The sequence below is a fragment of the Streptomyces filipinensis genome (assembly GCF_014649495.1).
Taxonomy (GTDB): Bacteria; Actinomycetota; Actinomycetes; order Streptomycetales; family Streptomycetaceae; genus Streptomyces; species Streptomyces filipinensis.
On record NZ_BMTD01000013.1, the window covers coordinates 197,616 to 220,253 of the forward strand.

21 protein-coding genes are annotated in these 22,638 nt (G+C 72.9%); 17 read left to right on the plus strand and 4 right to left on the minus strand.

The genetic code is table 11. The features are described from left to right. Positions 1–25 precede the first annotated feature (25 nt). The 6 genes from IE244_RS27390 (at position 26) to IE244_RS27415 (ending at position 6,334) form a co-directional block, all read left to right on the plus strand. On the plus strand, positions 26–733 hold the full coding sequence (locus IE244_RS27390) for a TetR/AcrR family transcriptional regulator (RefSeq protein WP_191876241.1): 708 nt from the start codon (positions 26–28) through the stop codon (positions 731–733). Between the two features lie 83 nt (positions 734–816). Next, the gene (locus tag IE244_RS27395; RefSeq protein ID WP_191876242.1) at positions 817–1,857 is read left to right on the plus strand and encodes a vWA domain-containing protein; all 1,041 of its coding nucleotides are present in this window, start codon (positions 817–819) and stop codon (positions 1,855–1,857) included. A gap of 168 nt (positions 1,858–2,025) precedes the next feature. Next, a complete protein-coding gene (locus tag IE244_RS27400; RefSeq protein WP_191876243.1) occupies positions 2,026–4,140 on the plus strand; it encodes a HelD family protein in 2,115 nt (704 codons plus the stop codon). A gap of 88 nt (positions 4,141–4,228) precedes the next feature. Next, positions 4,229–4,657, plus strand: a complete 429-nt coding sequence (locus tag IE244_RS27405) for a VOC family protein (protein WP_191876244.1) — start codon at positions 4,229–4,231, stop codon at positions 4,655–4,657. 103 nt (positions 4,658–4,760) lie between these two features. Beyond that, positions 4,761–5,189 (plus strand): hypothetical protein, encoded by a 429-nt coding sequence (locus tag IE244_RS27410; protein WP_191876245.1) that lies wholly within the window; start codon positions 4,761–4,763, stop codon positions 5,187–5,189. 386 nt (positions 5,190–5,575) lie between these two features. Then, a complete protein-coding gene (locus IE244_RS27415; RefSeq protein ID WP_229854359.1) occupies positions 5,576–6,334 on the plus strand; it encodes a hypothetical protein in 759 nt (252 codons plus the stop codon). 42 nt (positions 6,335–6,376) lie between these two features. Here IE244_RS27415 and IE244_RS27420 read toward each other — a convergent pair whose 3' ends face one another. Continuing rightward, on the minus strand, positions 6,377–6,769 hold the full coding sequence (locus IE244_RS27420) for a hypothetical protein (protein ID WP_191876246.1): 393 nt from the start codon (positions 6,767–6,769) through the stop codon (positions 6,377–6,379). Positions 6,770–6,895: 126 nt separating this feature from the next. Here IE244_RS27420 and IE244_RS27425 point away from each other — a divergent pair, with 126 nt between their 5' ends. The 9 genes from IE244_RS27425 to IE244_RS27465 all read left to right on the plus strand — a co-directional run bounded on the left by IE244_RS27425 (position 6,896) and on the right by IE244_RS27465 (position 15,088). After that, entirely contained in the window at positions 6,896–7,309 is a 414-nt protein-coding gene (locus IE244_RS27425) for a hypothetical protein (protein ID WP_191876247.1), read from the plus strand. 178 nt (positions 7,310–7,487) lie between these two features. Continuing rightward, a complete protein-coding gene (locus tag IE244_RS27430) occupies positions 7,488–8,252 on the plus strand; it encodes an SDR family oxidoreductase (protein WP_191876248.1) in 765 nt (254 codons plus the stop codon). Between the two features lie 281 nt (positions 8,253–8,533). After that, positions 8,534–8,863, plus strand: a complete 330-nt coding sequence (locus tag IE244_RS27435) for a hypothetical protein (protein ID WP_191876249.1) — start codon at positions 8,534–8,536, stop codon at positions 8,861–8,863. Positions 8,864–9,093: 230 nt separating this feature from the next. Continuing rightward, on the plus strand, positions 9,094–10,041 hold the full coding sequence (locus tag IE244_RS27440) for a 3-oxoacyl-ACP synthase III family protein (protein WP_229854360.1): 948 nt from the start codon (positions 9,094–9,096) through the stop codon (positions 10,039–10,041). Then, positions 10,038–10,778, plus strand: a complete 741-nt coding sequence (locus tag IE244_RS27445; RefSeq protein WP_229854361.1) for a glycosyltransferase family A protein — start codon at positions 10,038–10,040, stop codon at positions 10,776–10,778. The genes IE244_RS27440 and IE244_RS27445 overlap by 4 nt, the downstream gene beginning before the upstream one ends. Continuing rightward, entirely contained in the window at positions 10,778–12,259 is a 1,482-nt protein-coding gene (locus IE244_RS27450) for a class I adenylate-forming enzyme family protein (protein WP_191876251.1), read from the plus strand. The genes IE244_RS27445 and IE244_RS27450 overlap by 1 nt, the downstream gene beginning before the upstream one ends. Then, the gene (locus tag IE244_RS27455; protein WP_191876252.1) at positions 12,256–13,017 is read left to right on the plus strand and encodes a glycosyltransferase family 2 protein; all 762 of its coding nucleotides are present in this window, start codon (positions 12,256–12,258) and stop codon (positions 13,015–13,017) included. The genes IE244_RS27450 and IE244_RS27455 overlap by 4 nt, the downstream gene beginning before the upstream one ends. After that, positions 13,014–14,153, plus strand: coding sequence for a cytochrome P450 (locus IE244_RS27460; RefSeq protein ID WP_191876253.1), 1,140 nt, complete (start codon positions 13,014–13,016; stop codon positions 14,151–14,153). The genes IE244_RS27455 and IE244_RS27460 overlap by 4 nt, the downstream gene beginning before the upstream one ends. Beyond that, entirely contained in the window at positions 14,150–15,088 is a 939-nt protein-coding gene (locus tag IE244_RS27465; protein ID WP_191876254.1) for an NAD-dependent epimerase/dehydratase family protein, read from the plus strand. The genes IE244_RS27460 and IE244_RS27465 overlap by 4 nt, the downstream gene beginning before the upstream one ends. Here the strand turns inward: IE244_RS27465 and IE244_RS27470 are convergent. Continuing rightward, on the minus strand, positions 15,069–16,025 hold the full coding sequence (locus tag IE244_RS27470) for an aminoglycoside phosphotransferase family protein (protein WP_191876255.1): 957 nt from the start codon (positions 16,023–16,025) through the stop codon (positions 15,069–15,071). The two genes, IE244_RS27465 and IE244_RS27470, sit on opposite strands and share 20 nt — an antisense overlap. A 36-nt stretch (positions 16,026–16,061) precedes the next feature. Continuing rightward, entirely contained in the window at positions 16,062–16,571 is a 510-nt protein-coding gene (locus IE244_RS27475) for a DinB family protein (protein WP_031165520.1), read from the minus strand. Between the two features lie 89 nt (positions 16,572–16,660). Between IE244_RS27475 and IE244_RS27480 the strand changes: the two genes are divergently transcribed. Further along, positions 16,661–17,377 carry a hotdog fold domain-containing protein gene (locus tag IE244_RS27480; protein ID WP_191876256.1) on the plus strand — a complete coding sequence of 239 codons (717 nt, stop codon included), beginning with the start codon at positions 16,661–16,663 and terminating at the stop codon, positions 17,375–17,377. 144 nt (positions 17,378–17,521) lie between these two features. Beyond that, complete coding sequence (locus tag IE244_RS27485) at positions 17,522–20,323, plus strand: SpoIIE family protein phosphatase (protein ID WP_191876257.1); 2,802 nt, start codon at positions 17,522–17,524, stop codon at positions 20,321–20,323. A 60-nt stretch (positions 20,324–20,383) separates the two neighbouring features. On the opposite strand, the gene IE244_RS27490 is transcribed toward IE244_RS27485, so the two are convergent. Then, positions 20,384–22,459 (minus strand): SpoIIE family protein phosphatase, encoded by a 2,076-nt coding sequence (locus tag IE244_RS27490; protein ID WP_191876258.1) that lies wholly within the window; start codon positions 22,457–22,459, stop codon positions 20,384–20,386. Positions 22,460–22,638 lie beyond the last annotated feature (179 nt).

Genomic DNA, 22,638 nt, shown 5'->3' on the forward strand with positions numbered 1-22,638 from the left:
GCCGGCGACGGAAGAGGCGACACACATGGCGAAGCAGGTCGTGCCGGAGGGGGCACGTCAGCGCCGGCGGCCCACGCGCGCCGGTACGGTGCTGAGCGAGGAGATGATCGTCCACACCGCCCTGCGTGTCCTGCGCGAGCACGGCAGCGCCGGGCTGACGGCGCGCCGCCTGGGCGCCGCGCTGGGCGCCGACCCCAGCACCCTTTACCGCTACTTCGCCGGGATGGACGAGCTGACCCGGGCCATCGGCGACGAGCTGATGGGGCGGGCTCTGGCCGGCTGGACGGCGTCCGGGGAGTGGCGCGCCGATCTCCGCGCGCTCGGCCGGGCCATCCATGCCGCCTACCTTGCTCACCCGCAGGCGGCCGTGCTCACGGCCAGCCGGGTCACGGGCCGGCCTCGTGAGATCGCGGTGGACGAGACGATTCTCGGCATTCTGCGGGGTGCCGGGCTGCCCGACCCGGTGGCCGTACGCGTGTACCACGCGTTCATCGACCAGAGTCTCGCCTTCGCCGCGCTCGATGCGGGATCCCTCGCGCTGGCGGACGAGACCCGGGCCGTGGACGAGGAGATGTGGCGCTCCACCTACGCCCACCTGCCGGCCGATTCACATCCCAACATCGCCGCCACGGCACAGCTCCTCGCCCGGCGCATGCCGCACAGTGCCTACCCGGCCGCCCTGGAGATGCTGCTGGAACACACCGCCGCGCAACTGGCCCGGGCCGGGGAGTGACGCTCCCGCCTCGGGAGCCGAGATCGATTGTCAGTGGTGCGTGAGACGGTAGGAGCATCAAGTCGGGATGAGGGGGAGCTGTCATGTCCAAAAGCCAGAACTACATCAACCACGTCGCCCTTGTGCTGGATGCCAGTTCGTCCATGTCGCATCTGAGTCGCAAGGTCGTCGAAGTCGCCGACCAGCAGATTTCCTATCTGGCCCGCCGATCGAGGGAGCTGGACCAGGAAACCCGCGTCACGCTGTACGTCTTCGCGGACACGGTGGAGTGCGTCATCTACGACAAGGACGTGCTGCGGATGCCGTCGCTGAAGCAGCTGTACCAGGTCGGTGGAATGACGGCCCTGCTGGCGGCCGCGCTGAAGTCACAGCGGGAGCTGGCGCAGACCGCTCAACTGTACGGCGACCACAGCTTTCTGACGTTCGTACTCACCGACGGGCAGGAGAACGCGAGTCATCGCTGCCCGGATTCCCCTGCCAGGAATCCGCGTGAACTGGTCGAGGCTGTGACCGAGATGTTCGAGACACAGGGGGACAACTGGACGCTGGCGGTCCTCGTGCCGGACCAGATGGGCAAGCGCGAGGCCATGCAGTGCGGTTTCCCGAAGGACAACATCGCCATCTGGGACGCGACGAGCACCCAGGGTCTGGAGGAGGCCGGGCAGGTCATCCAGCAGGCGACCGAGAAGTTCATGGTGGGCCGCACCAAGGGCATCCGGGGCTCGCGGGCGGTGTTCTCCATGGGTGCCGAGGCGGTCAACAAGGACACCATCAAGGCGGCCGGCCTCACCCCGGTGAACCCGTCGCAGTACCAGCTGATCCCGGTGACCCGTGACGCGGCGATCCGGGAGTGGGTCGTCGAATCCGGGCACACCTACCGCACCGGCGGCGCGTTCTACCAGCTGAGCAAGTCGGAGAAGATCCAGGCCCGGAAGCAGATCGCGGTGCTGGAGAAGAAGACGGACCGGGTGTACACGGGGCCCGAGGCCCGAGCCCTGCTCGGCCTGCCGGACGTCGAAGTCCGCGTCAAGCCGGACCACAACGACGGCTTCACGATCTTCGTGCAGAGCACCAGCGTGAACCGGAAGCTCGTCCCGAACACGCGGATCCTGCTGATGCTCTGACACCTCGGAAACTCCGGCGGGTCCCGGAAGCCGTCGCGTCCGGGACTCCGATCGGCAACCGGAGCCGAGGACACGTTCCATGCGGTTTGGTCAATATTTACTTTCCCGGAATCCCTCTGCATAGTGGCGCCTCGAAATACTGGCGGGTTGAGCCGAGAGGGCCCTTTCTTGTCTCAGATCAACGAGGTTGCCGCGCGCGAGGTGGAACTTGAGCGGGTTCAGGTTTCCTTCATAGGCGAGCTGTTCGACGAGCGGCTGGCCGGGGCGCAGGAGCAGCTGGCGCGCGTGCTCGCGTCGCCGCCCGACGGCGCGGGCGAGGCGTACGAGCGGGAGGTGGTGGCCGGTCGGCTGGCAGGGGAGGTTCGTCGGCTCCGGGGGGCCGAGGAGGGCTTGGTCTTCGGCCGGATCGACCTGGCGGACGGGACCGTCCTGCGGATCGGACGGCTGGGGCTGCACAGGGATTCGGACGAGCTGCCCCTGCTGGTGGACTGGCGGGCCGAGGCCGCGCGGCCTTTCTACGAGGCGACGCCGGTTCACCCCATGGGGCTGCGGCGGCGCCGCCATCTGCGCCTGACGGGCCGCACGGTGGTGGGGGTGAGCGATGAACTGCTCGACGGCTCCGCACCCAGCGGACAGGACGTGGTCGGCGACGGCCCGTTGATGGCGACGCTCCAGGAAAGGCGCACGGGGCGGATGGGCGCGGCGGTCGCCACGCTCCAGGCCGAGCAGGACGCGATCGTGCGGTCGCCGCACCGCGGGGTGACGGTGGTGCAGGGTGGCCCGGGTACCGGAAAGACGGTGGTGGCGCTGCACCGCGCCGCCTATGTGCTGTACGCGTTCCCGAAGGCAGCCGAGCGCGGCGTGCTCGTGCTGGGGCCGAACGCGCGGTTCCTCGACTACATCTGCCAGGTCCTGCCCTCGCTCGGGGAGAACGACGTCGTCCTCGCGACGTGCGAGGAACTGGCCGGCGTCGTGCCGGGCGCCGCGGACCCCTTCGAGGTGGCGCGGCTGAAGGGGAGTGCCGCACTGGCCGACGCGCTGGCCGCTGTGGTCCGCTCACGGCAGGCTCCGGGCGACGACTTCGAGGTCCGGGTCGGGCAGGAGTGGATCCGTCTGCAGGACGGTGAGGTCGCACAGGCGCGGGAGTCGGCGCAGACCAGTGGTCTCGCGCACAACCGGGCGCGTCGGCTGTTCAAGGAGCTGCTGGTCGACGCCCTCATCCGTGAGCTCGTCCGCACGGGCAGCGAGGCGCTTGAGCGTATCGACGCCCAGGTCGCGCACCTGACCGGCCTCGACCTGGACAAGGCCGCGGCAGCGGACCTGCGCCGCCTCGGCTTCGACGACGCCCCCGCCACGGGTACCGACGAATTCGACGCCGACGCCGTGCGCGCCGACCTCCTGGACGACGCCTCGCTCGATCAGGCCGTCGAGGACCTGTGGCCGCGGCTCACGCCCGGCGACGTGGTCGACACCCTGCTGACGGATACCGACGCGCCGGCCGTGTACCTGCGGCAGTTCACCGACGACCAGCGGGCCCTGCTGCGGCGAACGCCCGGCGCGCCCTGGACGGACGCCGACGTGCCGCTCCTCGACGAGGCGGCGAGCCTGGTCGACGGCCCGCCTGAGCGCGTCTTCGGACACGTCGTCGTCGACGAGGCACAGGAACTGACCGTCATGCAGTGGCGGATGGTCGTGCGCCGTTGCCCGGGCAGGTCGATGACACTGGTCGGGGATTTCGCCCAGGCAGGCCCGGCGACGGTGGCCCGGGACTGGAACGAGGCGCTCGGCCCGCATCTCGGACGGCGCTTCGACCTGCGCACCCTGACCGTCAGCTACCGGACCACGCAGGAGATCCTCGCCACCACGGAGGACTTGCTCGCCCGGATCGCCCCGGGCCGGCCACCGATCCGGTCGATCCGGCGCGGCGAGCTGCCTCGAACCCTCGCCGCGGCCCCGGAGTCGCTCGTCACCGCCCTCGTGCGGGAGCTGCGGGAGCAAGGCGCCGCGTACCCGGGCGAGTTGGTCGGGGTGGTCTGTGCCGATGGCAGGGCGGAGCAGCTCGCGGCTGCGGGGATCGAGCAGCATGCCCGGCTGGTGCCGGCCTCACAGGCGCGCGGCCTGGAGTTCGACGCCGTCGTCGTGCTCGACCCGGACGGGATCACCGCCGCCCGCCCCGGGGGCGAACGCGATCTGTACGTCGCCCTCACGCGGGCCACGAAGCGACTGTGCACCATCACCGTCCCGCCGAGCAGCATCGCCGGGTCGGCGGGAAAGGCGGGGTGATCCGAGCGAGCGGCTCCCGCCCGGCGCTCTCGGGTGCGGATACCGTGGCCGTGTGTCGGCTGCCTGGGGCGCTGGAGGAGTGAGCGGTATGGAGATCACGACATCGCAGAAGATCACCCCGTTCCTGATGTTCGAGGGGGAGGCCGAGGAGGCGATGACCTTCTACGTCTCGCTCTTCGACGACGCCGAGGTCATCAGCGTCACCCGGTACGGTGCCGAGGGCCCGGGCCGCGAAGGGAGCGTGCAGCACGCGACGTTCTCACTCGCCGGCCAGCAGTTCATGTGCATCGACAGCCCCGCGAAGCACGACTTCACCTTCACGCCGGCGGTCTCGCTCTTCGTGCAGTGCGCGAGCGAGCCCGAGATCGACCGCCTCTACGCGGCCCTGGGCGAGGGGGGCGCGGCGCTCATGCAGCTGGGAGACTACGGGTTCAGCGCCAGGTTCGGCTGGGTCAACGACCGGTTCGGCGTCTCCTGGCAACTGAACCTGCCGGCCGCAGCCGGCAAGGGCGGCTGACTCGACGACCTGACACGTCGACACGTGCCGGAACCGCCGCGAGCGGACCGGGACGCGGCAACCGGTGCCGTGGCTTCCGCTCGTACGGCATATGATCACGAGTATGTCCGCCCTCCACGAGCGTTCCGCCCTCACTCAACTGGCTCCCGGCGAGCGGCTCTTGGGCTACGGCACCGTCGTCCCCGCCAAGAGCGCCAAAGGCATCGGCCCGAACATCACCCAGTCCCTCGCGAACGACCTGGTCAACAGCGTCGGCGCCCAGTCCGGCGGCGCCGGCAGCATCGCCGCGCAGATGCCGGGGACCTCCGGCGCGCTGCTGCTGCGTGTGACCGACCAGCGCGTCGGACTCGTCCGGCCCCTGGACGGCACGCCGGTGTGGGAGGTGCCGCGGGCCTGGGTGATCCGGGTCGAACGCCGACCGCGGACCCAGCTGATGGCACGCTTCCGGGTGCACTACGCCGACGGCTCCTGGCTCGCCTTCCTGACCATGCGACGCCGCACGATCGAGCAGTTCCGCTCACTCATCGGCTGACCCGGGCCGGGGCCGCACGGGTCCACGACCCGGCCGGGTCGATATGACCTGGACCACACATCTGCAGGTCTTCCGCCGCCGCCACTGGAGGCGTAGGTTCCACTTACCCCGCGACGGCGTCCTCCAAGGCGCTGGTCCGCCAAGCCCGGGGCGGCGGACCAGCGGGGGCCAACTTTCACACATGTGCAGCGGTGTCACCGGCGTACCGGCTCCGTCCCATGGGGCCAAAAGCGAGCCGAGTGCGCTCGTGCGCGACCGCCGGCGAGGAGCGGACCGCTCCCGTGCCGAACGGACGGGCGCGCGAAGAGGTTCCTGGTGACCGCCGGGCCTCCGCAGATCCGATCCCGGTCACGGTGCCACCGCGCCGAACCGGCATGATGATCAGCATGACTTCGATCGCCCAGACCCCGATCACCGGCCTGGACCTCACGGGGTTCACCGAGCGTGAGCCTGGCCTGTGGACCGACGCGGCGGGACTCGTCCTGTCGGTCCACTTCTTTCCCCTCGTCCCCGACCTGCCGGCCCCGCTGCACGAGCTGGACCGGCTCCGGTTCGGGTCCGCGCAGGGCGCGGCGAGCCATGGGGGCGGCCTCATCGAGGCCGGGGTGGGAACCGTGGACGGGGTCCCGGCACTGCACCAGCTGATCAAGATGCCGCTGCAGAGCAGGACGGGGCAGGCGTTCATAGCCAGCTGGACGCTGCCCAAGGACCGCTGCAGCACCGTGGTGAAGGTGCAGGCCGCGGAGGGCGCGACGACCGGCCTGCGGGAGGCCACGGTGATGGCCCAGGTCGAGCCGGCCCACTACTTCCAGCCCCACCCGTACGCCGGGGGCGGGCAGTTCGGCGGGCTGCCGTACCACGTGGCCGACCTGGAACAGTGGGACCCACGGTTCCCCGACCACCCGCTCACCCTGGTCCGCGCCGCCCTGCGCCGCATCACGCCGACGGTCACCCTCCACGACCAGTTCAAGGCGCTGCCGCCGTTCCCCGGTCCGGCGCCGGCGCGGACCCAGCCCGGCGCACCTGCGTCCCCCTCCGCCGGCCCGACCCCGCCCACGCACCCCGCCCCCGCTCCCCCGCCTTATCCGGGTCCGGCCGCCGCGCCCGCACCCCGGCGCGGCTGGTTCCGCCGCAACGGTGTGTAGGACTTCTTCCCGGCCTCCACCAGGTCATCAAGGTTTCAAGCGTCACGCCCGTCGTGTTCTGGAGGCGAGCACGGCGGAAACGGCGAGGGTCGAGACAAGCGTGCCGATCATGACCAGCCCCACGCCGACGACGAACAGGCCGGTGGTGTCGTCCGACCAGTCGTAGGAGGCGGCAACGGTCAGACCGGCCGTCGTGCCCGACACCGCGGCCACGGCGTAGCGCCGGTACGCCGCCCAGCACACCGGTACCAGCAGGGTCAGTACCAGCCCGATCACCTGCCAGGCCTGGTACGGGCCGGTCGTCGAGCCGTCGGCATGCACGTCACGGTGCTGGTCCCAGCCCAGCCAGGCGGCCCAGGCTGCCATCGACACCGCCGCCAGGACGAGGGTCGACGACAACAGGTGGGCCACGGGTGTGGTTCGTCCTTCACGCATGCCTCCAGCGTGGCGACCGGCCTTCCCCCGCCACAGAGCACACGTACTCAACAGCACGGTCCGGATACTCAGCCCGCCGCGCCTTCTCCTCTGGACGGCGATACGAGCATGCAGGGGGCGCAGGACATGACGACGACGTGGGCACTGGTCGTGGAGACGACCGTGGGTGCGAGTGAGCGCAAGCACATGGAGGCCCATGTGGTCGCGCACATCTCCGGATCCCGTGCCGAGGCACTCGCGGAGCTGGAGCGGCGGGCCCGGAGCCACTCACCCGAACACCCCAGAAGCCCCCGGCGCCGTAGGCTCCTCCGGGAAGCTGACGGTTTCCTCCTCGTCGTCGACGGAGCATGGCAGTCGTTCGCCACGCGGTTCACGGTGGCGGAGCTGCTGGAGGACTCCGACGCGCCGGCCGCCCCGGAACGCGTGCCGGTGTCGAGCGGGCCCGTCGCCGCACCGGGCGAGCCGGAGGAGCAGGTCGCGCGGGACGCGGACGGGGTGCCGGTCAAGCCGGCGTGGCTGGGGCGCGCCGATCTGCCGTGAGGGCGCAGGGGGCGGAGATCCGCGCAGGCGCCACCGGCGGCAGAGCCGATCGGACCGCCCGGGATGCCGGAACGCCCGGACGGTGATTCGTTGGTACGGGCGCCTCCGGGCCGTCGGTCATCCCTGGTCGGCGGTCGGCTGTACGCGCTCCTTCTGACGCCGGATCAAGGAGGGCCTCGTGGTCGACGCTCCGGACAAGACACTCAGGGACAAGGTCGCCTTCGTCGGCGGTGCGTCCCGCAACCTCGGTGGACTGATCAGCACCACCCTGGGTGCCGAGGGCGCGAAGGTGGCCGTCCATTACAACAGCGAGTCCTCCCGGGCCAAGGCCGAGGACGTGGTCGCGCAGATCAACGCCGGCCCCGGCGAGGCGTTCGCCCTCCAGGCCGACCTCACGAAACCGGCCGAGGTGGAGCGGGTCTTCGACCAGGTGGTCGAGCGGTTCGGAAGGCTCGACCACAGCATCAACACCGCCGGTATGGTCCTGAAGAAGCCCCTCACGCAGATCACCGAGGAGGAGTACGACCGGATGTTCGCGGTCAACTCCAAGGCCGCGTTCTTCGTGATGCGTGAGGCCGCCCGCAGGATGGCGGACGGCGGCAAGATCATCACGATCGTCACCTCGTTGCTGGCCGCCTACACCGGCCTGTACTCCTGTTACGCCGGCAGCAAGGCTCCGGTCGAGCACTTCACCCGCGCCCTGTCCAAGGAGCTGTTCGGCCGGAACATCTCGGTGAACAACATCGCTCCCGGACCGATGGACACCTCGTTCTTCTACCCGGCTGAGGACGACGACTCCATCGCCTACCACAAGTCGTCGGCCATGAACGGCGACCTGACCAAGATCGAGGACATCATCGCGTGGGTGCGCCACCTGCTCACCGACGGCTGGTGGGCCAACGGTCAGACCCTCTTCGTCAACGGCGGCTACACCACCCGCTGACCCGCTCAGCCGCCGTCCAGCGCGACGAGCTGAGCGGCCGTATCGCCCGTCTCAACCAGCGCGTTGATCGCCGCGTCCGCGGGCGCGCACGCCCGTCCGCGGGCCCTCGGTCCGGCGCATCCGTTCCCGCCGAGGTGCAATCCAAAAGGGCGCCACCGACGTATGGAGGGTAGGGCCGCGGTCCGGGGTACGCCCCGCCGTCTCGTCACCCCAGCTGCGGCCATCTCTCTCGTGCCCCTGAGAGCCGCGCGAGACGATGGGAAGAAGAGGGTGCATCCATCATGCGAGTACAAGGCGCGAGGCGTGTCGCCGCGGCGTCCGCGGCCGGCCTTCTGCTGGCCGGCGGCGCTGCGATCGGCGCAGCAGGCACCGCCGCGGCGGCAGCCCCTGCCGTACACACCCGGGTGGCCACCGACCAGTGCTTCGGCCATGACGACTGGCGCTGTTTCGGCCACGGCGGGTTCCGTTTCGACCACGGCGGGTTCCGTTTCGACCACCGGGACTTCTGCTTCAACCACCCCCGGGCCTGTTTCGGCGACTTCGATCACCGATTCGGTCACCGATTCGACAATCGGTTCGACAACGGCGTGGTCGTGGTCGTGATCGGCTAGGGGGCGTCGCAGGCGATCGAGGGCGCGCCCGCGGGCGCGCCCTCCCGCGCGTTCCCGTCGGCGCCTGAGGCTGTCGGGGCCGGCTACCCATGCGGATTGAGTACGCGTGCTCAGGCAGGCCCGCCGTGCCCGCTCATAGCGTCCACCCCATGCACACAGACCACGCTGCTCCAGGTCCAGTGCTCCGGGCGGGCATCACGTCAGTGGCGTCCTGCCTGCCGGAGCTCCAGGTGACGTCGCAGCACTTGCAGGAGCAGATCTCCACGGCATCCGGGCTGCGGTGGCCGGCGCGGATGCTCGAACGGGTCACCGGGATCGTCTCGCGCCGGGCCGTGGCGGAGGGTGAGTACGCCTCGACGCTCGCGGTGCGGGCGGCGCGCACCGCACTGGACCGGGCCGGGCTGGCCCCGTACGACGTGGATCTGCTGGTGTTCGCCTCCGCCACCCGGGACATGGTCGAACCGGCGACCGCCCACGTCGTCCAGGCCGAGCTCGGCTCCCGGGCGCACGCGCTGGACGTGACGAACGCGTGCAACAGCTTCGTCAACGGGATCGACGCGGCGCGGGCGATGATCCTGGCCGGCCGGGCCCGCCGGGCCCTGGTGGTCACCGGGGAAACCCCGAGCCGGGCGGTGCGGCACGCCCCGTCCGGGCCCGACCAGCTCCGGGACGGCTTCGCCGGCTACACCTTCGGTGACGCGGGAGCCGCGGTCGTGCTGGAGGCCGTGGACCGGGGCGGCATCCTCGACGTCGACACCGAGACGCACTCCGAGCACTGGCAGGTCGGCGGGATCTTCGGTGGCGGTTCGCGCCACCCGCGCGGCGACGAGCACACCTACTTCCGCGGTGACGGGGCCGAACTGCGCGAGGTCTTCGAGAAGATCGGCACGTCGGTGCTGGACCGCATGAGGCTGCGCACCGGCCTGGCCTGGACGGACTTCCGGTACGTGCTGGTGCACCAGGTCACGGTGCCGTACCTGGAGCGGTTCGTGGAGCTCACCGGCATACCCCGGGACCGGCTCGTCGTCACGGTTCCCGAGTTCGGCAACATGGCCAGCGCCACACTGGGCGTGCAGCTCGACCTCGTCCACGAGCGGCTGCTTCCCGGCGACCGGGTGCTGTTCGTGGGCCTGGGCGGGGGCGTGAGCATCATGACGATGGTGTGGGAGAAGCCGTGAGCGCCCTGTGGGTGGTGGTGCCCGCGCACCAGGAGGCCGCGCGGATCGGCGCCACGCTGGACGCGCTGGCCGTCCAGCAGGACCGTGACTTCACACTCGTCGTCGTGGACAACGCCTCGACCGACGCCACGGCGTCGGTCGCCCACGACTTCGCCCGCTGGGCGCCCTTCCCGGTCCACGTCCTCAGCGAGCCGGAGAAGGGCGTCGGCTGTGCGGTGGACACCGGGTTCCGGTACGCCATCGCAAACGGCGCGACGATGCTGGCCCGCACCGACGCCGACTGCCTGCCGCGCCCCGGCTGGACGGCTGCCGCCCGCGCCGCTCTGCGGCAGGGTGCGGGCCTGGTGTGCGGCCGTATCGACGCCCGTCACGACGAGCACGGGCCGCTGGGGCGTGCCGCCTTCCGCACCCTGGTGCGCGTCGCCGCGTTCTTCGGCCGGATCCGCCCCGCCCACTGGCGCCGGCACGGCTACCGCACGCCGTACCGGATGCACGCCGGCAACAACATGGCCGTCACGGCCGCCCTCTACGAAGCCGTCGGGGGCATGCCGCGCCGCCCCTCCCCCACCGACCGCCTCTTCCTCAACCGGGTGCGGCGCCGCACCACCGCCATCGTCCACGCCCGCGCCATGGTCGTGGAGAACTCCACGCGGCGGCTGCGCGCCTACGGCCTGGTCGGCACGGCCCGCTGGTACCTCGACCGGGGCCCGGGCCGCCACACGGAGGACCCACGCTGATGCTCGACACACTCGCCCACGCCCTGCGCAAGCGCCCCGATCGGCCCGCCGTCCTCGGCACCACCCGGACCGGAGCCGTACGGGTCAGGGCCACCTGCGGACAGCTGGCCGACCTCACCGACCGTTACGCCGCCGCCCTGCACGCCCGGGGCATCGCGCGCGGCAGCACCGTCGGCGTCGCGGTACGGCCCGGGCCGCGGGCCCTGGCCGTGCTGCTCGCCGTACACCGGCTCGGCGCGCGGGCCGCGGTGCTCGACCCCGGAGCGGGACCGGAGGTGCTGCGCGCCCGGCTGGCGCTCGCCCGGCCCACCGTCGTCCTCGCCGACGCCACCGCCCAGGCGGTCGCCGGGTGGGCCCGCCCGCTCGCCCGACGGGCGCAGCTGGCGTTGCCGGACCTCGCGACGCTGGGGCCGGTCACCACGATCGGGCCTCAACTGCCCGGCTGTGCCCCCGCGTTGGACGCCGGCATCCGGTCGCCGGCCGTTCCTCGTCCGGTGGACGAGGACGGCGACGCCGTCATCGTCTTCACCTCGGGCACCACGTCACGGCCCCGTGCGGTGGTGCACACCCGTTCCTCACTCGCCGCCGGCATGGCCACGGTGACCGGCCTGGTGCGGGCGGAGGCCGACCGGCCGGTCCTGGGCGGGACGTTCTTCGTCCTCGTGCCGTCCCTGGCGAGCGGCGCGCCCGTCGCGCTGCCCGCCCGCTCGCCGCGCGTCCTGGCCCGGCAGCTGCGCCGACTGGACCCGCAGGCCACCTATCTGACGCCACCGCAGCTCCGGATGCTGCTCGGGGCCGGGGCCCGCTTCGGCGGGCGGGTGTGGACGGGGTCGGCTCCGGCCAGCGCCGACCTGCTCACCCGCGTCAAGCAGGCGGGCGCGGAGCAAGCGTGGGGCGTGTACGCGCTGACCGAACTGTTTCCCGCCGCCGCGGTGGAAGAGGCCGACAAGGCCGCTTTCACGGGCGAGGGGGATCTGGTGGGTGTCCCGCTGCCGGGGGTGACGGCCAAAACGGACGCCTCCGGTGAACTGCTGCTGTCCGGCCCGGCGGCCAGGGACCGCTACCTGGGCGAGGAACCCGATCCATGGGTGGCCACCGGTGACCGCGCCCACCTCGATGACAGCGGCCGGATCGTGCTGCGGGGCCGCCTGAAGGACATGGTGCTCAGGCACGCGGAGAACATCTACCCCGGCCTGTACGAGCCCGCGCTCCACGTACCCGGCGTCGAACTGGCCCTGCTGGTCGGGGTACCGGCCGGTGACGGCGACGAGCGTCTGGTCGCCGTCGTACAGCCGGGCCGGGGTGCCGACCGCGAGGCGCTGCGGGCCGCGCTGGCCGGTCCGCTGGAACGCATGGGCTCCGCGAGGCCGGATGCGGTACTGCTGGCCGACATCCCGCTGTCCGGCCGCTCCCGCAAGCCGGACCGCGCCGCCACCGCGCGCCTGGCCGCGTCCCGCCTCGCGGAACGGACCCCGGCATGAGCGCACCGCTGTGGGTGGTCGTCCCGGCCTACGACGAGGAGGCGGGGATCGGGGCCACCCTCGCCGCGCTCGCCGCGCAGTCCGACACCGGCTTCTGCCTGGTCGTCGTCGACAACGCCTCCACGGACGGGACCGCCGAGGTCGTGCGCCGCTTCGCCGCCACGGCGCCCTTTCCCGTCCACCTCGTCCGTGAGGAGGAGCCGGGCACCGGGGCCGCAGCCGACACCGGATTCCGGTACGCCATCGGGCGGGGCGCGGCACTGCTGGCCCGGACCGATGCCGACTGCCTGCCCGCCGTGGACTGGATCGCGGCGGTGCGTACGGAGTTCGGGCGGGGCGCGGAGCTGGCCTGCGGCCGGAGCGTGCCACGCCGGGACGAGCACCCCTCGCCCGCCGAGCGGTACCTGCTGCCGGCGGTGATACGCGCGACCGCCCTGTACGGCAGGTTCCGCAAGGAGCACCGCCACCCGCGCTACCGTGCGCCCTACGTGCTGTGCCATGGCCACAACCTCGCCGTCACGGCCGCTCTGTACCTGCGCTGCGGGGGCGCGCCGCGCACCCCGCTGGAGGGACCGCCCGAGGACGTGGTCCTGCTCAACCGGGCGCGCCTGTCCAGCGACCGGATCGTGCGGGCCGAGCGGATGGTGGTCCACACCAGCCTGCGCCGCCTGCGGGCCTGGGGTGCGCGCCGGACCCTGCTGTGGTGCTGGGACCGGCGTTACCGCCCCGCCGACCCGAGAGAGGTACACGTCCGATGACCGTCTCGTCCCTCCCGTCCGGTGTCCGGGCGGCACGCCGTCGCGACCGGCGCGTCTACGTCCGCTCCCACCCCGTGCTGTTCGCCCTGCTCGCCGCCACCCGCCGCCGGACCGTGACCCGGCTCGCGGGAGCGGTGCTGGTGCACGGCAGCGATGCCTGCCGGCATGCCCTCACCCGGGTGCCGCTGGATCGCACCGCGGCCGGCACCACCGGCGGTGCCGCACGGGAGTTGTCCGCCGGCGGGACGCTGTTCGACCAGGAGGGCACCGGTCACCGCGCCACCCGCCGCGCGGTGGCCGACGACCTGGGCGCGGCCGGGGTGGAACGGCTGCGCCCGGTGTGGCGGGAGGTCCTGACCCGGCGGCTCGCCCCGCTCGCCACCGGCGGGAGAGTGGACCTCGTGCCGCTGGCACGCGAACTGGCCGGGGCCACCGTCGGTGCGCTGCTCGGCACCGGCGGGGACCCGGAGGGCGTCGCCGAGGCGGCCGCTCGCGCGGCCGCCGCCGCCGTACGCGACCACCTGCCCGGTCCCCGGCCGCCCGGCACGGCCCGGGCGGCGGCCGCGGCGACGGCGCGGCTGGAGGCCCTGCTCACGCCGGACACCGCATCCGGCGGGGCCGGGACACCGGCCTTGCACGCCATGCTCGCGGTGGCCGCCGTCAACACCACCGTGGCCGCCCTCCCGCGTGCCGCCGCCTGGTGCGCCGACGCGGGGTGGTGGGACCAGGCGGCCGACGACCGGCTGCGGCCGGCCCTGGTGGGCGAGCTGTTGCGGGTGATCGCACCGTCGCCGCTGCTGCCGCGCGCGGCCGCGGCCGACGCCGTTCTCGACGGGTGCCCGGTACGGGCCGGGGACCGCCTGATCCTGGTGGCACGGCACGCGGCCCGGGCCCACACCGATCCCCCGAACGCCCGCACCCCCGCGCCACCCGACGTGGCCCAGCTCGTCTTCGGCGCCGGAGCCCACGCCTGTCCCGGCGCGCGCCTGGCCCGCGCACAGCTCGACGACGCCCTCGCCGCACTCGCCCCCTACCGCCCCGGCGTCGTGCGGGCCCGGGTCGACCGGACCGCGGCCCTGCCCGGCTGGCGTTCCCTCACCGTCCGCTCCACGACCAGCCCTGCGGAGGCCCGATGACCACGATCGCCGTCACCGGGGCGAGCGGCTTCTGCGGCTCCCATGTCGCCGCCACGGCCGCCGCACGGGGTGCCGAGGTGCTGTGTGTGGGGCGCCGACCCGGCCCGGTCGGCCGGCACCTCCCGTGGGACGCCGCCCGCGAGGTGCCGGACCTCGCCGACGCGGACCTCGTGGTGCACTGCGCGGCGGCGGTCGGCGACCCGGTACCGGGCTCCCACGCCGAGGCCGCGATGGCCGCCGTCAACGTCGACGGCACCGCGCGCCTCCTGGGAGCGGCCGCCGGCCGACCGGTGGTCTGGGTGAGCAGCGCGAGTGTCTACGCGCCCGGCCCCGGCCGGAGCCGGATCACCGAGGACCACCCGGTGCGCGGCCAGCTGAACGCGTACGGGCGCACCAAGGCCGCCGGTGAGGCGCTGGCGCTCGCCGCCGGTGCCGTGGTGCTGCGCCCCCGGGCGGTGTACGGCCCCGGCGATCCCCATCTGGTGCCACGGCTGGTGTCCCGTGTCCGAGGTGGGCTGCTCCTGCTGCCCGGTCCGAGTGTCCGTCTCAGTCTGACGGCCGTGGAGAACCTCACCGAGGCGTGCCTGGCCGCCGGCGACTGGCCGCCGGGCGCCTACAACATCGCCGACCCCGTTCCGTACGACCGGGACCAGGCCGTAGGGGCAGTCCTCCGCGCCCACGGCGTACGGGCGCGGATCCACCACATCCCCCCGAAGGTCGCCCGGACCGCGGCGGACACCGCTCGGCTGCTGGCCCGACTGCGTCCGGGCACGGAACCCTTCCTCACCCGTTACGCCGTCGACCAGCTGGCCAACTCCGTTGTCCTGGACGTGTCCAAGGCGGAGTCCCAGGGGTGGACGGGTGGCCGTAGCCTCGCCGACCACACGGCGGCGGCCTTGTCCGTGCCGGAGCGGGTCAGGGGAGCCGGGCGTTGAACACGGCGTTGCGGCGCAGCTGTCCGGCGCACCACCGGAAGTGTCCGTCGCCGTCGTCCAGGCCGAACAGATCGTAGGTGGTGAGGGCGTACACGGCCTGGTAGACCGCGAGGGCGGCGGGCGGGTGGCCGAGTTCCCGGGCGAAGAGCCGGGTGAGTTCCGCCGTGTGCTCCTCGGCGTGCGGGCCGTACATGTCCCAGACGGCCGCGGTGACGGCTGCCTCGAAGGCCGGGTCGCCGGCGGTCGTGCAGAAGCCGAAGTCGAGTACGGCGACGGGCCGGCCGGCCGCGTCGGTGTGGATGTTGGGCGGGACGAGGTCACCGTGGATCGCCGTGACCGGAGCGTCGGCAAGCTTCGTCAGCGCGTTCAGCGTGCGTGCGGTGCCCGCGTCGAGGTCCGGCACGTGCACGGCCAGAGCGGCGCCGTGCCGGGCCACGGCCCGGGCGACCAGTGCGGCGAGGGCGTCCTGGAAGCGGTCGTGGCCCTGCCACAGTGGACGGTCGTCGCCCTGGACGGTGAGCCGGCGCATCGCGTCGGTGCCCGGGACCGAGGCGAGACCGCGCAGGACGGCGAGCAACGCGTCCTTGTGGTGGACGGGCAGTTCGCGCGGGAAGTCCTCGTGGGCGGAGTCGCCCCGCAGCGGCACGCCGGGCAGTTCGCGCTCGTAGGTGACGACGACGCCCTCGTGTTCCTGGACCTCGAAGATCTCCGGTGTGGCGAAGGGCAGTCGGTGCTGTGCGAGGTCCGCGTACACCTGGCGGGTGGGTTCGGCCGGCCCACGTCCCGCCCACACCTTGGCCACCCGGCCGTCGCCCAGTGCGTAGACGACGCCCTCGACGCCCGCGCCGATGCGGCGGGCTCCGGGATGTCCGCGGTCCGCGAAGTACCCGGGCCACGGGTCGACGGCCGGGGACGCTGCGCGGTCGGGGGTCTCCATCCCCGCATCAGACACCCTCCGACCGCCGCCGTACGCTCAGGCGCCGACCGTGCCGTCCACGCCCTCGCGGAGGAAGTCCGCGTGGCCGTTGTGGCGGCCGTACTCCAGGATCATGTGGAGCATCACCATCCGCAGGGAGACGTCCTCTTCCCAGCGCGGCTGGTACCCGGCGAGGTCCAGGGACTCCGCCTCGCGCTCGATGCGGCGCGAGTGCTCGACCTCGGCCTCCCACACCGCGAACGCCTCCTCGGCGCTCGCGTCCGTGGTGTCGTACGCGGCCTGGAAGTCGAACTCCTTCTCCGACCAGACCATCGGAGCGGCGTTGTCGTCGAACACCCGGCGGAACCAGGCGCGTTCGACCTCGGCCATATGGCGGACCAGCGCGAGCAGGGAGAGGGTCGACGGCGGGCTCGACCGCTCCTTGAGCTGTTCCTCCGTCAGGCCCTCGCACTTCATCGCCAGTGTCGCCCGGTGGAACTCCAGGAACCCCCGCAGCGTCTCGCGCTCCGTGCCGAAGAGGGGCGGGCCAATGCGTTCGACAGTCATGGTGAGTTCCTCTCGGGACGGGCTGGGGCGTCGAACGTACCCCGCCCCTCCGGCCGCCGGGAAACCGGGGGTGTGGTGGAGTGGGCGCCATGACCGACATCGAGACGATCACGGTGCCGAGCCGACTGCGGGGGTACCCCGGGGTGGCGTTCGGCGGATACGTGGCGGGCGTGCTGGCCGGACGGGCGGCGGCCAAGACCGTACGGGTGGACTTCCGCCGGCCGACCCCGGTGGAGGTACCGGTGGCGCTCGCGGAGACCGCCGACGGCGGGGCCGTACTGACCGGTGCGGACGGGGTGCTCGCGGTGGCCGTGCCCGACGAGCTGGACCTCGAAGCCCTCGAACCGCCCTCGTGGGCCGAGGCGTCGGCGGCGGCCGAGGCGTACCGCGCGGCTCCGCCGACGGGAGCCGTGGACTGCTTCGGGTGCGGACTGGACCGCGCCCCCGACACCGGGCTGCGCCTGCACTGCGGGGCCGTGCCCGGACGGGATCTGGTGGCCGCCGCGTGGACGGCCGGGCCCGCGCTCGCCGACGCCGACGGGATGCTGCCGGCGGAGCTCGTGTGGGGAGCGCTCGACTGCCCCGGAAGCGCGGCGGGGCGGCTGCGGGGGACCATGCGGGAGGGGGCGGTGACGGCCTCGCTCACGGCTCGGCTGCTCCAGCCGGTGCCTGTCTCCTCGCGACTGGTGTCGTACGCGTGGGTCCGCTCGTCGGAAGGGCGCAAGCACCGGGTCGGTGTGGCACTGGCCACCGCGCGGGGCGACTTGTGCGCGGTCGCCTCGGCTCTGTGGGTGGACCCCCGATGACGCCCCCGACACTCGGCCGCGCCCGCTGATCGCAGCGGCGCGCGGCCGGCGTGGGCCACCCCGCCTCCGACGGCACGGGGTCCCAGCCCCCTCCTCTTCCCGTGTGCGGCGACGACCTCCCCGCAGCGGTGTTATCAAGGGTGTATGGAGGTATTTTCCGGGCGACCTCGGAGCCCGGAACGTCATCCGCCCGACGGACGCGCCCGCCGACGCCAGGCTTCCCTTCTGGACCTGCGCAGTGCGGCCGGTCAGGTGTTCCTTCTCCAGGTCGTCATCGTCGTCCTGCTGGTCGTGGCCTCGGTGACGGCCACGGTGCTCCAGACGGCGCGTGACGCACTGGAGCGGGGCCGTCGCGACTCGGTCGTCGCGGCCCAGTCGTTCGCGAATGCGCCGGGCACGGCCGAGGCGCTGCAGAGCGCGGACCCGACGGCGGTGCTCCAGCCCAAGGCCGAGACGGCGCGCAAGCGTACGGGCGTGGACTTCGTCATCGCCATGGACACGAAGGGGACCCGTTACACGTATCCCTACCCGCAGGAGATCGGGAAGAAGTTCGTCGGCACCATCGAACCGGCGCTGAAGGGCCGTACCGTCATCGAACAGGCCGGTGGGCCGCCCCTGCCCGCGGGCAGGGGGACCGACGTGCAGGCGGTGGTCCCGGTGACCGACGCGCACGGCAAGGTGGTAGGCCTGGTCTCGGCCGGGATCACGGTCAAGAACGTGGCGTCGCTGTGGATCCCGCAGCTGCCGATCATCCTCGGCAGTGGCGCGGCCGCGCTGGCCCTGGCCGTGGCGGGAACGACGCTGGTCTCCCGGCGGCTGCGCCGGCAGACGCACGGTCTGGCTCCGGCGGAGCTGGCGCAGCTGTACGAGCACCACGACGCGGTGCTGCACTCGGTGCGGGAAGGAGTGCTGATCACCGCGGCCGACGGACGACTGCTGCTGGCCAACGACGAGGCGATCCGGCTGCTCGACCTGCCGGCGGACGCGCGGGGGCGCCCGGTGGGCGAGCTGGGGCTGCCGGAGCCGATGGCGGAGCTGCTGTCGTCGCCGGAGACGGTCACCGATGAGCTGCATCTGGCCGGGGACCGGTTGCTGGCGGTGAACAAGCGGCCGACGTACCCCGACTCCGAACGCGGCGGCAGCGTGGTGACCCTGCGGGACACCACCGAGCTGGCGGCGGTCTCGGGGCGGGCCGCGTTCGCACGGGAGCGGCTGGAGCTGCTGTACCAGGCCGGGGTGGCGATCGGCACCACGCTGGACGTGGAGCGTACGGCCCAGGAGCTGGCCGACGTGGCGGCGCCCCAGTTCGCCGATCTCGTGACGGTGGACCTGCTCGACGCGGTCCTGCGGGGGTGGGAGCCCACGGCGGAGGGCTGGCGGCAGCTGCGCCGGGCGGCGATCGGCGGCGAACAGCGGATGATGCCGGTGTATCCGCTGGGCGAAGTGATCACGTTCTCGGAGCGCACCCCGCAGATGCGGACGCTGCAGGAACGACGGGGCATGCTGGTGGCGGACCTGCGGCAGGCGCACGGCTGGCGGGGACAGGACCCGGAGCGCGCCAGGAAGGCCCTGGAGTGCGGGTTGAAGTCGCTGGTGACCGTGCCGCTGCGGGCGCGGAACGTACCGCTTGGCGTGGTGAACTTCTACCGGACGGTGGACTCCCCGGCGTTCGAGTCGGAGGATCTCGCCTTCGCGGAGGAACTGGCCGCGCGGGCGGCGGTGGCCATCGACAACGCCAGGAGGTTCACCCGCGAGCACGCGATGGCGGTGACGCTGCAGCGCAGCCTGCTGCCTCGGGGGCAGCCCGACCAGGACGCCCTGGAGGTGGCCTGGCGGTATCTGCCCGCGGAGGCGGGGGTGGGCGGGGACTGGTTCGACATCATCCCGCTTCCGGGCGCTCGGGTGGCCCTGGTGATGGGTGACGTCGTCGGTCGCGGGCTGCACGCGGCGGCGACCATGGGCCGGCTGCGCACCGCGGTGCACAACTTCGCCACCCTGGACCTGCCCGTGGACGAGGTGCTCGGGAACCTGGACGACCTGGTCGTCCGCATGGACAACGAGGACGACGCGGGTGATGTCGCGAAAGGCCACGAGGGGGAGGGCGTGACGGGAGCGACCTGTCTGTACGCGGTCTACGACCCGGTGTCGGGGACCTGCACGATGGCCCGGGCGGGACACCCGGAACCGGTGGTGGTGGATCCGGACGGGACGGTCACCTGTCCCGGCGTGCCGGCCTCGGCACCGCTCGGCCTGGGCGGCTACCCGTTCGAGATCACCGAGCTGTCCCTGCTGGAGGGCTCCCAGCTGGTGCTGTACACCGACGGCCTCGTGGAGAACGGAAGCCACGACATCGACGTCGGGATGGAGGGACTGCGCCGGGCGTTGCGCGGATCCGGCGGCCGCACTCCGGAGGAGACGTGCCAGGCGGTGATCGACGCGCTGAAGCCGTCGTCCTCCCGCGACGACATCGCCCTGCTCACGGCACGCACCCGGAGGTTCCCGTCCTCGCACGTGGCCGAGTGGGATGTGCTGTCGGATCCGGCGCTGGTTCCCTCGGTACGGGCGCGCTGCAGGGAGACGCTGCGGGAGTGGGGGCTGGAGGAGACCGCATTCGCCACGGAACTGATCCTCAGCGAGTTGGTCACGAACGCCATCCGGTACGGCCTGCCGCCGGTCCGGGTGCGGCTGCTGTACGGACGCTGTCTGATCTGCGAGGTGTCGGACGGCAGCGGCACCTCGCCGCGGCTGCGGAGGGCGGCGACCACGGACGAGGGCGGGCGGGGGCTGTTCCTCGTGGCACAGTTCGCCCAGCGATGGGGAACGCGGTACACGACCCGCGGCAAGGTCATCTGGGCGGAACAGCTGCTCGGCGACGGCGCGTCCGCCGCCATGGGCCACGCACCGGTGGACTTCCTTCTCGACCAGTTCGACGACCCCGGGGCATGAGCCCGCGTGGCCCCGCGCGCCGCAGCCATGGTGCGGCGCTCGCCGCCTCGCACGTCCCCCTCAAGGCCGGGCGCGGGCCAGGAGCAGGGCGACGTCGTCGCCGGCGGGGGGCCGGAGCGTCTCCAGCACCTGGGCGCACGTCTCCGTCAGGTCCTGGCCGGCCGTCGCGGTCAGGGCGTCGCGGAGGATGCCGAGGCGGGCGTCGATCGGGTCGCCGCGCGTCTCGACGAGGCCGTCGGTGTACAGCGCGAGCTGGTCACCGGGGCGGAAGGCGAAGGAGGTCGTCTCGAAGGCCCATCCGCCGACGCCCAGGGGCACGCCGGAGGGGACGTCGAGCAGTCCGGCCGGCCGGCCGGACCGTACCAGGGCGGGCGGCAGATGACCGGCCACGCTGATACGGCACTCGCCCCGCTCGGGGTCGTACCGGCAGTAGACGCAGGTGGCGATGGTGTGCTCGACGTCCTCGGTCAGCCGGTCGAGGTGGCGCAGGACCTCCGCCGGGTCGAGGTCCAGCTCGGCGAAGGCACGGGTGGCACTGCGCAGTTGGCCCATGCTGGCGGCGGCGTTGATGCCGCTGCCCATCACGTCCCCGACGACCAGCGCCGCCTTGCCGCCCGGCAGGCGCATGGCGTCGAACCAGTCGCCGCCGATCTCGGTGGCCGTTCCGGCCGGCTGGTAGCGGCAGGCGATCTCCAGTCCGGCCAGGCGGGACGGCAGCTCGGGGAGCAGACGGCGCTGGAGGGTGAGGGCGGTGTCGCGCACGCTCTGGTACCAGCGGGCGTTGTCGATGCAGGTGGCGGCGCGGCTGGCCAGCTCGCAGGCGAGGAGCGTGTCGTCCTCGTCGAAGGGCGCGGGTGTGTGGACGCGTTCGAGGCTGAGCGCGCCCAGGACCTCTCCGCGGGCCAGGAGCGGCACCGCCAGGTAGGAGTGCACACCGGTCGCCTCCAGCAGGGACGCGGCCTCGCTGGTGCGGGCGATGTGCCGCAGGTCCCCGCGGGTGGTCTCGGCCACCAGCACCGGCCGGCGGGTCCGCACGCACCGGGTGATCAGACGGTCGCTGCCGTAGGTGGCGAGTCCTCCGGGCACGTCGGCGGCCGCCCGTGCCGCTGCGCTGGCGGGTGTCGCGGCGACGGCGGCGACAAGGAACCGGGCCGGGCCGGTGTGCGAGGGGGTGCGTCCACGCAGAACGCTGTCGAGCACGTGGACCGCGGTCACGTCGGCCAGCTCCGGTACGACGACGCCGGCCAGCTCGTGCGCCGTCCGCTCCACGTCGAGGGTCGTGCCGACGGAGGCGGAGGCGTGGGCTATCAGGGCCAGGCGGTTGCGGGCGCGGGTCACGGCCTGGGTGGCCTCGTGGCGTTCGGTGATGTCGATGACGGAGGTGGCCAGGCCGATCACCCGGCCGGTGGCGTCGTCCAGCCGGTGGTACGACACGGACCAGGCGCGCTCGTGGTCCGGATCGGCATCGGTACGGACGACGACGTACCGGTCGGACACCGACTGCCCGGTCTTCAGGACCTCCCGCATCCGGGCTTCGACGGCCTCGGCGTCCAGGAAGGTGAGGACCTCGCGGACGCGCCGGCCCAGATGTTCGGCGGCGGAACGCCCGTGGATGCGTTCCAGGGCCGGGTTCACGGTCACGTAGCGCAGGTCGGGATCGAGGATGGCCAGGCCGATCGGGGACTGGGAGACCAGGCGCGCGGAGAGGGCGACGCCCCGCTCGACCCGTGCCACCGTCGCCTGGTCCACGGCCAGGCCCAGGGCGTAGGTGTCCCCGACGTCGTCGAGCAGGCGCATGTTGCGGAACTCCACCAGCCGTGTGCTGCCGTCCTTGTGCCGGACCGGAAAGGCTCCGGCCCAGTCGGCCCCGGACTCCATGGTCTGGGCGAACAGCGCGATCACCTGGTCCCAGTTCTCCTCGTGGACCAGCAGGCGCGCCGCGAACCGGCCCAGCGCCTCCTGCGCGCTGTAGCCGAACAGTTCCTCCGCCTGGGGGCTCCAGAACACCACGCGCCCGTGCGTGTCCAGGACCACCGCGGCGACGCTCAGCAGGTCGAGAAGGCCGGTGGGCGACGTGCCGGGACCGGGCACGGGCCGACCCGGGGCGCCGGATCGTGAGGGGCCCGCCCTGCCCATAGGCCGTTCTCCTCTCCCACGTGGTGGGAGCGCGCGCCGCGTCGGCGCCTTACCGCCTTCCTCCTTCATAGTCACCGCGGTCAAAGCGGCGTGCCTCCCAGACCGCGATCGCGCGGCTGCCCGGTGACGAGGTGGCCGACGGCCGGCGGTCCACTCCCCCCGCGGGCGCCGAGCGGACC